This is a genomic window from Kamptonema sp. UHCC 0994 (assembly GCF_029167235.1).
Taxonomy (GTDB): Bacteria; Cyanobacteriota; Cyanobacteriia; order Cyanobacteriales; family Microcoleaceae; genus Kamptonema.
Genome location: NZ_JARFTR010000090.1, coordinates 1 through 10988 on the forward strand (window position 1 = coordinate 1; position 10988 = coordinate 10988).

The window sequence follows — 10988 nt, forward strand, 5'->3', positions numbered from 1 at the left end:
GCGGTAAAAATACCGCCCGGAGGGCGGCGTTACAAAAGTTCTGTGGTTTATTTTAATCAACATCTTCTGCATCAGGATCGATACCCATTGCTCGCAATCGTTCTGCCAGTCGCGCTGCTTTTTGCTCTGCCTTTTCCGCTCGTAAGCGTTCCTGTTCCGCTCGCAAACGTTCCTGTTCTCCCCGATATTTTTCAAGTTCGGCTCTTTCGTCACCAATTAATAACAAATTCCCCTCACTATCCCACCAGCGCAGCCAAATTTGAGTTTGATTCTGATAACTTCCCTGCCAGAGTCCCAACTCCACTTCTAGAGGAGAAATAGGATAATGACCCCGTGCATTTGGTTCTAGCTTTTGATAGGAAAAATCTACAAGATGATAAACCTCTAATTTATCATTTTTCATTTCATAGATGCCATAGTAGGGAATGCGAATTATCTGCTCGTAAACCCAAAACTTACCCGGTTTTTGCACCTCCCCTTCATCACTCATCAAAAGCGGAGTTGCATCGCGTTCTTCCTCTCCATTACCGCTGGCAAATTCCAAAGCAATTAAAGGTGCTAAATGTTCTCGCCACAACACATAAGAACGGCGATATTTTCCTTTTTCCGGACGGGCAGAAACGTTCGGTACATAGAACCAGTCAGGTGCTTCTGCACCTTGTTCTGGTGGTTCAGTTTCTCGCCAATAAATGCCAGAATCTTGTCCAATACAGTAATTACCATCGGGATGTAGCCGCTGCAAAACAGGGCCGATAGAATCAGTTAGAATTATACTCTGGGGATGCTCTTGAAAGTTTTTCACAAAAGTACCGTCAGACTCCGGTAATTGAGTATGATCTGGGAATTGGGTAGGCAGACCTATGTCAGTTAATGTTTCAGTCATGCTCTTACAATTATTGCAACTATTGTTGATTCTATTAACAGCATAGCGCTTAGACTTTTGCTAGTTTATCCAGAGGAAAATCTAGTTTTTCTCGCTGTTCTAAATAAAGCTGAGCTACGCGCCGTGCTAAATTGCGAATTTTACCAATATAGCGGGTGCGCTCCGTGACGGCAATCACGCCTCTGGCATCAAGCAAGTTGAAGGTATGAGAACATTTTAGCACGTAATCTAGGCTTGGTAAAACTAACCCTTTCTGCGTTAATTGTTCTGCTTCTTGCTCGTAAAGTCCAAAGAGAGTAAACAGCAATTCTGGGTTTGATGCTTCAAAGTTATAGGTACATTGTTCAACTTCTCCCTGAAGGTGAACGTCGCCATAAGTTACGCTATCTGTCCATTGAATATCCGTAATAGCATTAACTTCTTGGAGATACATTGAGAGCCTTTCTAACCCATAAGTTATCTCAATTGAAACTGGGCGACAGTCAATGCTACCGCACTGTTGAAAGTAGGTAAATTGGGTAATTTCCATGCCATCTAACCAGACTTCCCAGCCCACGCCCCAAGCGCCTAAAGTCGGAGATTCCCAGTTATCTTCAACAAAGCGGATGTCGTGGTCTTCAGGGCGAATTCCTAATGCTCTGAGAGAGTCTAAATAGACTTCCTGAATGTTATTAGGAGATGGCTTAATTATGACTTGATATTGATAGTAATGTTGGAAACGATTGGGATTTTCGCCGTAGCGTCCATCTGTGGGCCTGCGACAGGGTTCTACGTAGGCAACTGACCAAGGTTCGGGGCCAATGGCTCTTAAAAAGGTGTGAGGGCTCATGGTTCCTGCGCCTTTTTCGATGTCGTAGGGTTGGGCGATTAAGCAGCCGCGATCGCTCCAGAATTTATTTAAAGTGGCAATGACTGATTGAAAGTTCACTGGTTTGAAGATAGTTAGTAAGTTGATAAATTTATTTAAGCACAGTTTAACTCAGTTATAATATAAAGTTCAACTTTGATATTGCATAATTACTACAGGCACTCTCAATATTTTTTTCGCCAATTCGGAAACACCAAACTTGAATTTTAGAGACGGTGGCACTTGTTGCCAGGAAATCGGTACAAAACCAAATCGAACGTAAAAATTTTCTAGTCGATTTCCCAAGCATTCCAAATAAAGCGGCTGAGTTGCTTGTTGAATCAAATATGTAGTTAAATAAGTCCCTAAGCCACGACTACGCCAACTTTTTGCTACTACTAAACTACCTAATTCTTGTACCCCGGAAAAGTTGCGTAACTGTCCGCAAGCTACCAAATTGCTATCACATTCTATCACCCAAAATTGCTGCCAGCGCAACTGGGTAGGATCTAGTTTCGCACTGAAAACTAACTTCTGAATTGACCATATATCTTTGGCAGAAGCACGACGAATAATGCACTCTGCTGGTAAAGAGAAAGAACTTTCATTCACGCTTTAGTAAGTTATTGTGACTGGTGATTAATTATATTCTAGCCTGCGATCGCCTCTAACAATAGGTCAGCCCCAAATCGGACGGGATCTGTACAGGGTAATCCCGTTTCTGCTTGAATTTCTGCTATTGCTAGCTGGGCCGCAGTTTCCTCCAAATGATGAGTATTGAGCGCGATCGCGCTTACTTTCGCCCCCACAAAAGCACCCGCCGCCTTTGATACCATCTCGTATAATTCAACAACTTTCGATAACGGCCCAATTGGCACGCGGGGATGATAGCGGATGTGAGTTTGTCCCGCTCGATGCACCAGCACTAAGTGAGTCGGCTGGGAACCTCGCAGCAGCGGCAGAGTAGCTGTTGAACCCGGATGCAACAGGGAACCTTGTCCTTCAATGTGCAAGATGTCGCGATCGCAGCCAAATTCTACCACCATTTGCTCGACTGCACCCGCCGCAAAATCCACCCGCACAGCATCCAAGGGAATACCATCACCAGCAATCATTAAACCCGCTTGTCCTGTTGCTAAAAACTTAGAACGCAAGCCACGTTTTAAGGAAGTACGATGTAGTTCCAAACTGGTAGACATCTTGCCTATACTCATATCCGTACCTACTGTCAATACGCGGCGGCAATTGAGATCGGCAGCTTTAGCAGATGCGATCGCACCTACTTTTTGCGGTTCTTGACGCACATCCCAAATCCATTGATCGTCTTTTAAAGGTATTTTAATCAGTGGTGCAAGCTGAGTATGCAAACCATTTACCACCGACAAACCCGCAGCAATTGCTAGATTAATTTCCTCTAACCATTCTGTTGGTAAAACACCCCCAGAAGTAGCAATCCCAATTAACAGAATATCAGGCGAATAAGATAAAGCTTCTGTCACCGAAGCAACTATCGGCACTTCTCTGGAAATGCTAGTTAATTCTTGCAAAGATTGTCCCGCACATTCGGAGTCAATCGCGACCACAACTGAGGCTTCGCTGTATCGTAAAAAAGCTAAACCTGTTTTGCCAGACTTACCTATAATTCCCTGATGTAAGAGGATAGCAACTTTACCATTTTTAATTCGATCGCTGGGATTATTTTCGATCATAATTTACTATTATCTCGATATTTTTTGACATTTAATACATTTTTGTGTAATGAAGGATGCCGCTATTTATGACAGCGGTATCCTTCACCCATTCTTATTCGGTTAAAGAATTGGGATCTATCCCCAATTCTCGTAATTTAGCAGCTAAACGATCAGCTCGTAGGCGTTCTTGTTCAACTTGTTGCTGAGCAGCATCAGCTTGTTGTTGAGCAGCATCAGCTTGTTGCTGAGCAGCATCAGCTTGTTGTTGAGCAGCATCAGCTTGTTGTTGAGCAGCATCAGCTTGTTGCTGAGCAGCTTCTTCTGGCAATAGAACAAGATTACCAGCTTCATCATAAAAACGCAGCCAAACAGTCGTTTCTCGCTCAACAGTTCCCGTCCATGTTCCTAACCACATACCTAACGTTTGACACCATAGCCAACCCTGTTGATTTCGCTCTAATTCCTGATATCGTAAGCTTCCATTTAATCGCCACCCTTGCAGAGAATTTGGGTCAAAAGGATTAAACACAAAATAATCACGAGTCCTGAAAACTTGCTCATAAAGATCCTTTTTGACTCCCGTATCTATATTAGCAGTCGAAGGTGACATTAGTTCTACAATCACATCTGGATAACGACCTTCTTCATCCCAAACTACCCAGCCTTGACGTTCCTTCATACCATCTACTCCCATTGCTACAAAGAAATCAGGGCCTTTAAAATCTCGATTTCGTGCCTGACGTTTGCCATAATAAATAAACATATTACCACCCGCAAAAAAATCATTGCGGTCATTCCAGCCTTGCTGCAATGAGCGGATCAAAACATTCATTGCAATGCGGTGGCGATTGCTCTCCATTGGTTCCCCATCATCAAAAATTAAATCAGTTGGTGGCTTGTGTTCTTCACAAAAGGCCTCAAATATTTCAGCTTCTGAGATGAATTTTGAAGTTACTTCAATTGACATCTCTCCCTCCTAAGATTTGACTTGCTATTTCTATTGTACATTATCAATTCGGTAAACACCCAGTCCTGGTAAATTATTTGGCAGCAAACATCCATTTTCTAAAACTGCGCCAGCGAAAGGATCGTCTATTAAATTAAAATGACTGTCCAAGTCCAGATAGTCAGCTAAAGGTGATAATTGTGCGGCGGCTGTATTTGCAAGTATACTATCAGAATAGCAACCAAACATAACTTGTAAACCATAAGCTTTAGCCGCGTGTATCATCCGCATTGCTTCAGTCAACCCTCCCGATTTCATCATTTTGATATTTATGCCATGTACGCAGTTAGCTAACCTAGGAATATTCCGACTATTGAAGCAACTTTCATCAACAAAAATAGGCAGCGGCGACTGACGATAAAGTTCCGAAAATACCTTAATATTTTCCAGCGGTGATAGCGGCTGTTCCACATACTTTATTCCATACTTTTCCAGCCAATGGCACATTTTTATTGCATCTTTTAGATTCCATCCACCGTTAGCATCTATGCTAACTTGGATATTCCTAGGCGCTTCATCTAGAACTGCCATTACCATATCTCGATCTGCATCTATACCATCAGAACTACCTAATTTTACTTTCAGAGCGCGATACTTGATACTCTCTTGATTAGTGTTATCTTTTTCAAACCAATCTCGCACTCGCTGCCTAGCACCTTCGGGCGAATTAATACCAATTGTAACTGAAGTTGGTACAATACGCGAGCGGTCAATTCCCCACAGTTGCCAAAGTGGTAATCCTACTTTTTTGCCCAGCCAATCATGTAGAGCCATATCTATTGCGGCACAAGCCGCTGAGGGTAGCTGAACCTCCCTAAGTATCTCTTCAATTTGTTGTCTATCTAAAGGGGTAAATTTCTCTAGCAACGGCGTAATTTCCTGCAATGTCGCCACAAGATTTTCAGTGGTTTGGGGGTGACTACCGATAGAAAAAGGCGAGGCTTCCCCCCAACCTTCGAGGCCTTCATGCTCCAACCTCAGCCATAAATTTGTAGTTTTGGCAGTTGTACCGCGACTGATGGTAAGGGCAAAACGTTTATGGACAGTGAAAGTTTGAATGTCAATGTGCATTATGATTTAGTATTCGTGGTTTTGGGATACAAGCCAAGACTAATTTAGTTCCTTTCCCTTCCCATTTTTAACTTTTTATTTTATAGTTTAACTTTCCTTTGTCAATCGATCGTAACCTTGATGAACTTCCAGATTTCTATCTCACCAAGGAGAATCGCCGCCTCCCTGAGCATTTGGGTGCTATTCTTCGGCGTTGCTGGCTTTGTGGTACAAGTTCTCCGCTATGGCTTTAATTATCGCGAACGATGGATCAATTTATTTAACCTTGACCTAGAGTTAAATTATCCATCTTGGTATCAGTCGTTTACGTTACTATTTTGTGCAATTCTGCTCGGAGTAATTGCCTCGGCGAAAAAAAAACAAAGCGATCGCTACTTTCCCCACTGGAAAGCTTTGTCAATTATCTTTGTGCTTTTAGCCTTAGATGAAAGTCTAAGCTTCCACGAATTGTTAATTATTCCCGATTTGCGAAAAGCGCTGCACCTTGGGGGACTATTTTACTTCATTTGGGTAATTCCTGGTGCTGCTTTTGTATTAGTTACAGCGCTTAATTATTTCAAGTTTCTGCTTTATCTTCCATCTCGAACGCGATATTTATTTATACTCGCAGGGTGTATTTATGTTGGCGGGGCGCTTGGTATGGAAATGGTTGGTGGTTATTATGCAGATTTAGCAGGTCAGCGCAACTTAATATATGGGACAATAGCCACTACTGAAGAAATTTTTGAAATGGTGGGGGTTCTGATTTTTATCTACGCACTGCTGGCCTACATCGGCTCTTACATACAAGATATTGATGTGCGGTTCAAGGTACTTGACGATCGAGAGAAATAAAATAGATTGTTACCAATTGTTGAGGGTGTATAAACAATGACTTTCCAAAGTTCAAAATTAAAAATTGCCAATGGCGATTACCCTTGGTTTCATTCATTGCTGCTGCTAATATGGATAGCCATTGGTACAGTTTTACGTTTTACTAATTTGGCAGATAAACCACCTTCAACAATTGAAATAGCAACGCTAGTTTTTAGCTTGGGAAATAGTTTGCAGACGATTCCGCTAGATAGTGCGATTACGCTTGATACGCTATTGCAGCCATTACAACTAAATCCCGAAGCTAATATCACCTCAGTCATCCACAATTTGATGACAGAAAGCACTCATCCTCCAGTCTATTTTATGTTAGCTCATTGGTGGATGAAACTATTTTCAACTGAGGCAGGTTTAGTTTCTTTGTGGGCTGCTAGAGCGCTGCCTGCTATCCTCGGTATCATCTCAATTCCAGCGATATTTTGCTTTGGATTTGTGGCTTTTCGCTCTCGTTTAATAGCTCAAATGGCTGCGGGAATGATGGCAGTTTCTCCCTACGGAATATTTATCGCCCAAGAAGCTCGGCATTATACTTTGCCAGTGTTATTAATTATCGCTTCTTTGGGCTGTTTGGCAATAACAACTAGAACCATAAACAATCATAATGTATTACCGATTTGGGTGGCATTATTTTGGGTGGGAGTTAACTGTTTAGGGATTGCAACCCATTACTTTTTTATTCTGGTTGTCGCTGCTGAAGGTTTAAGTTTAATGGCGATTATTTTGCTTAATACTTGGAGGTGTCGCCACCAAGAAATAGATTTAGATTCAACTCCAGATTTAGCGCTCAAACCTAAATCAATAATTCCCAATTCTCTATTCCGAATTTATGCTGTAGCTGCGGGTACTTTGATCGGATGCTTCGTTTGGCTTCCCGCATTGCAAACTGCTTCTGATAGTGAAATGACGCGCTGGATTTATCAGGGAAAAAACCTGATTGAATTGCTAGAACCAGCACCGAGAATTTTAGCGTGGATAGTGACAATGTTGGCATTATTACCAGTGGAAGGGGTATCTTTACCAACTATCGTTGTCTCTGGTTTGATATTATTAGTTTTCATGTTTTTTGCTGTACCAATTTTGATTAGAGGTGTTAGAATTAAGTTAGAAGAATCAGATAGTAGTTTGATTGTTCAAGTTTTGATCGGTTTTATTGCTGGTGCTATCGCCATCTTTTTAGGGATAACTTACCTTTTAGGCGCAGATATAACTTTGGCGGCTCGTTATCAATTTGTCTATTTTCCGGCGGTAATTATTATATTAGGGGTAAGTTTAGCTGTTTGTTGGGAAAATCAGGAATTAGAAGCAAATAATAAATTTAGTAAATTCTTAAAATTGCCAATTCCAGCATTGAAAATAGGAGGAAGAAAAGCAGTAGCAATCATTTTATTAATCGGTTTACTGGGTAGTATGACAGTTGTGACCAATTTTAGCTTTCAAAAATCTAAACGTCCAGATATTTTAGTTCCCCAGATTGTTAAAATACAATCAGCATCGCCAAAGTTTCCTGTTTTAATCGCAATAGTTCGCAAAAGCCACTCGGAAACAAGAGCTATGATGGGGATAGCTTGGGAGTTTAAACGTTTATCTAGTTCATCACTGAGTACAAATTCTCAATTTAAGTATCCCCAATTTCTGTTAGCAAAAAAAGATGGTGATTCTCAAACGGCGACGGATGCACTGCATAAAACATTAGCTCAAATGCCAAAACCTTTAGATTTGTGGACGATAAATTTTACAGCGTCAGTGGAAGAAAAAAGGCAAAACTGTGTAGTTGATTCCCAATCTCAACCCAAAATCTCTGGCTATAAATACAAGTTGTATCATTGTTCTTAATTGTAAAATTGGAGATATTATGACGATTTATTTCTATAGCACTCGCGAAGAACCCTACGGCTGTTTCTCTAACTTTTCGGCTCACGGATTTGAGTTAGATAGAATATATTGGCCAACTAGCGAACATTATTTTCAAGCTCAAAAGTTTGTGGGTACGCCTCACGTTGAGCAAATTCGACAGGTGAAAACACCAAAGGATGCAGCGCAAATGGGGCGCGATCGCAAACGTCCCCTTCGTGAAGATTGGGAACAGGTGAAAGATGATATCATGCGAAAGGCAGTGCTGTGTAAATTTGAAACTCATGCGGATATCCGGGAAGTTTTGCTCTCTACAGGTGATGAGGAACTTGTCGAAAATTCACCCATAGATTATTATTGGGGTTGTGGCAAAGATGGCAGCGGTAAGAATAAATTAGGGCTAATTTTAATGGAAGTAAGGGAGATATTACGGCAGCAGATAAAGTAATATAAAGTTAAGCTCATTGGGAGGAAAACATCAAATGATTGCACCAGTTCAACCTCTAACTAAACCAGATATTATTGAATATGCAGTTGATTTTAATATCATTCAAACTAAAAGTCTTTCTCCTAATAGGAGCGCGAGCGCTCTCATCGTATAGGAGACCTCGAAGAGTGACAAGCCTACCCAAAGTAGACCTACTCATATCGATTATGATTAAAGGGGCAAATCAAACCGCAGTCTGTCAAGAGAACGACAAAGGCTCAAGGCAAAAAGTTAAACTAGAATAAGGTTCAAGGCTGTACTCAAAAAGGCGATCGCAATTATGAAAGGTCTTAGGAAACAAGCGGATATAGGTCATCAGGCTGCAAAAAGCCACAGACACCAAGCCATTCACACTAAAAATGGTGGGCGGCATCTGTGGCGCATACTGGCCAGTTGGGCGATTTCCTCCAGCGTCATGCTGGCAGGGCCAGTCTTTGCGGACACAGCGCCAAACAGCATGACCTATAGCCAACTGCTGGAAAAAATCAAGCAGGGGCAAATCACCAAAATAGAACTAGATCCCGCACAGCGGACAGCCAGAGTCAGGCTAGAAGGGCAAAAACCAACAGATCCAGTGCAAGTGGTGAGCTTATTTGAGTACAATGCAGAACTCTTAGAGCAAATCCGCGCCAAAAAAGTAGATTTTGAAGTCAAGCCCTCTAGCGACAACAGTGCAGCAATGGGGCTAGCAGTAAATTTATTGGTAATTTTTCTCGTGTTGGGTGTGTTAATGGCGATCCTGCGCCGTTCAACTCAGACCCAAGGAAATGCGATGAATTTCGGCAAATCGAGAGCTCGCTTTCAAATGGAAGCCAAAACCGGCGTGATGTTCGATGATGTCGCTGGTATTGAAGAAGCCAAAGAAGAACTACAAGAAGTCGTTACTTTCTTGAAAAAACCAGAACGCTTTACTGCGATCGGTGCAAAAATTCCCAAAGGAGTGTTGCTCATTGGGCCTCCTGGTACTGGTAAAACCTTACTGGCAAAAGCGATCGCAGGGGAAGCAGGCGTTCCCTTCTTCAGCATCTCTGGTTCCGAATTCGTCGAAATGTTCGTCGGTGTTGGCGCTTCGCGGGTGCGCGATTTATTCAAAAAAGCCAAGGAACACGCCCCCTGTATCGTATTCATCGATGAAATTGACGCAGTAGGTCGTCAACGGGGTGCAGGCATTGGCGGCGGTAACGACGAAAGAGAGCAAACTCTCAACCAGTTACTCACAGAAATGGACGGCTTTGAAGGCAACAATGGCGTGATTATTATTGCCGCTACCAACCGCCCTGACGTACTCGATACGGCATTGCTGCGGCCGGGACGTTTCGATCGCCAAGTAATGGTAGATTTGCCCAGTTTCAAAGGCAGATTGGGAATTTTGCAAGTTCACGCCCGCAATAAAAAACTTGACCCTGAAGTTTCCCTAGAAACGATCGCCCGTCGGACACCCGGATTTTCTGGGGCTGACTTGTCTAATTTACTGAACGAAGCCGCAATTTTAACAGCCAGACGGCGCAAAGATTCGATCGCCAACCTAGAAATCAACGATGCGATCGATCGGATCACCATCGGCCTCAAACTCAACCCACTTTTAGACAGCAAGAAAAAGTGGATGACAGCCTATCACGAAGTCGGACACGCCCTCGTTGCTACTTTGCTGCCAAATTCTGACCCCGTAGAAAAAGTAACGATCATTCCCCGTTCCGGCGGTATTGAAGGCTTTACCAGCTTTACCCTCGATGACGAAATGGTAGACAGCGAAGGTCTGCGAAGCCGCGCTTTGCTGTTAAACCGGATTACAGTAGCCTTGGGCGGACGCGCTGCGGAGGCAGAAATCTATGGGCCAGACGAGATTGATACTGGTGCGGGCAGCGATATCCGGCACGTCACCGCCCTGGCTAGAGACATGGTAACGCTTTACGGGATGTCTGATTTGGGCCCTGTAGCTCTGGAAAGTCCCAACAACGAGGTATTTCTAGGTCGAGATTGGATGGCGCGATCGGAGTATTCCGAAGATATGGCCGCTAAGATTGACAGGCAAGTACGGGCGATCGCACTTCACTGCTATGAAGAATCCCGTCGCCTAATTCGGGAAAACCGAGCTTTAATAGACCGCTTAGTGGAGATTCTTTTAGATATGGAAACCATCGAAGGAGACGAGTTTAGGCAAATAGTAGGTCAATACACCGAATTGCCTAAAAAACAGTTAGCACCTAGCCGTTAAGGTTAACTGTTATAGGACTTTACGCACATTTACGTAACGCCGCCATCCTGGCGGTTTCTTTACC

10 protein-coding genes are annotated in these 10988 nt (G+C 42.8%); 4 read left to right on the forward strand and 6 right to left on the reverse strand.

From position 1 onward, the window contains the following. Positions 1 to 52: 52 nt before the first annotated feature. The 6 genes from PY364_RS09185 to PY364_RS09210 form a co-directional block, all read right to left on the reverse strand. Positions 53 to 883, reverse strand: a complete 831-nt coding sequence (locus PY364_RS09185) for a Uma2 family endonuclease (protein WP_275521984.1) — start codon at positions 881 to 883, stop codon at positions 53 to 55. A gap of 49 nt (positions 884 to 932) precedes the next feature. Beyond that, the gene (gene glyQ, locus PY364_RS09190; protein WP_275521986.1) at positions 933 to 1811 is read right to left on the reverse strand and encodes a glycine--tRNA ligase subunit alpha; all 879 of its coding nucleotides are present in this window, start codon (positions 1809 to 1811) and stop codon (positions 933 to 935) included. 69 nt (positions 1812 to 1880) lie between these two features. Continuing rightward, entirely contained in the window at positions 1881 to 2342 is a 462-nt protein-coding gene (locus PY364_RS09195; protein ID WP_275521987.1) for a GNAT family N-acetyltransferase, read from the reverse strand. Between the two features lie 38 nt (positions 2343 to 2380). After that, the gene (locus tag PY364_RS09200) at positions 2381 to 3439 is read right to left on the reverse strand and encodes a DUF1611 domain-containing protein (protein WP_275521989.1); all 1059 of its coding nucleotides are present in this window, start codon (positions 3437 to 3439) and stop codon (positions 2381 to 2383) included. A 94-nt stretch (positions 3440 to 3533) separates the two neighbouring features. Continuing rightward, on the reverse strand, positions 3534 to 4388 hold the full coding sequence (locus PY364_RS09205; protein WP_275521991.1) for a Uma2 family endonuclease: 855 nt from the start codon (positions 4386 to 4388) through the stop codon (positions 3534 to 3536). A 30-nt stretch (positions 4389 to 4418) separates the two neighbouring features. Next, on the reverse strand, positions 4419 to 5498 hold the full coding sequence (locus tag PY364_RS09210; RefSeq protein ID WP_275521993.1) for a dipeptide epimerase: 1080 nt from the start codon (positions 5496 to 5498) through the stop codon (positions 4419 to 4421). Between the two features lie 120 nt (positions 5499 to 5618). Between PY364_RS09210 and PY364_RS09215 the strand changes: the two genes are divergently transcribed. The 4 genes from PY364_RS09215 to ftsH all read left to right on the forward strand — a co-directional run bounded on the left by PY364_RS09215 (position 5619) and on the right by ftsH (position 10924). Continuing rightward, positions 5619 to 6332, forward strand: a complete 714-nt coding sequence (locus PY364_RS09215; protein WP_275521995.1) for a hypothetical protein — start codon at positions 5619 to 5621, stop codon at positions 6330 to 6332. Positions 6333 to 6368: 36 nt separating this feature from the next. Then, positions 6369 to 8204, forward strand: coding sequence for a hypothetical protein (locus PY364_RS09220; RefSeq protein WP_275521996.1), 1836 nt, complete (start codon positions 6369 to 6371; stop codon positions 8202 to 8204). Between the two features lie 19 nt (positions 8205 to 8223). Continuing rightward, the gene (locus PY364_RS09225; RefSeq protein WP_275521998.1) at positions 8224 to 8670 is read left to right on the forward strand and encodes an NADAR family protein; all 447 of its coding nucleotides are present in this window, start codon (positions 8224 to 8226) and stop codon (positions 8668 to 8670) included. A gap of 319 nt (positions 8671 to 8989) precedes the next feature. Continuing rightward, a complete protein-coding gene (gene ftsH, locus PY364_RS09230; protein WP_275521999.1) occupies positions 8990 to 10924 on the forward strand; it encodes an ATP-dependent zinc metalloprotease FtsH in 1935 nt (644 codons plus the stop codon). The last annotated feature ends 64 nt before the right edge of the window (positions 10925 to 10988 follow it).

Coding starts and splice junctions, on each gene's coding strand:
- PY364_RS09205 (WP_275521991.1), bottom strand. CDS start 4,388: ATGTCAATTGAAGTAACTTCAAAATTCATCTCAGAAGCTGAAATATTT.
- PY364_RS09225 (WP_275521998.1), top strand. CDS start 8,224: ATGACGATTTATTTCTATAGCACTCGCGAAGAACCCTACGGCTGTTTC.
- ftsH (WP_275521999.1), top strand. CDS start 8,990: ATGAAAGGTCTTAGGAAACAAGCGGATATAGGTCATCAGGCTGCAAAA.
- PY364_RS09210 (WP_275521993.1), bottom strand. CDS start 5,498: ATGCACATTGACATTCAAACTTTCACTGTCCATAAACGTTTTGCCCTT.
- PY364_RS09220 (WP_275521996.1), top strand. CDS start 6,369: ATGACTTTCCAAAGTTCAAAATTAAAAATTGCCAATGGCGATTACCCT.
- PY364_RS09185 (WP_275521984.1), bottom strand. CDS start 883: ATGACTGAAACATTAACTGACATAGGTCTGCCTACCCAATTCCCAGAT.
- PY364_RS09215 (WP_275521995.1), top strand. CDS start 5,619: ATGAACTTCCAGATTTCTATCTCACCAAGGAGAATCGCCGCCTCCCTG.
- PY364_RS09200 (WP_275521989.1), bottom strand. CDS start 3,439: ATGATCGAAAATAATCCCAGCGATCGAATTAAAAATGGTAAAGTTGCT.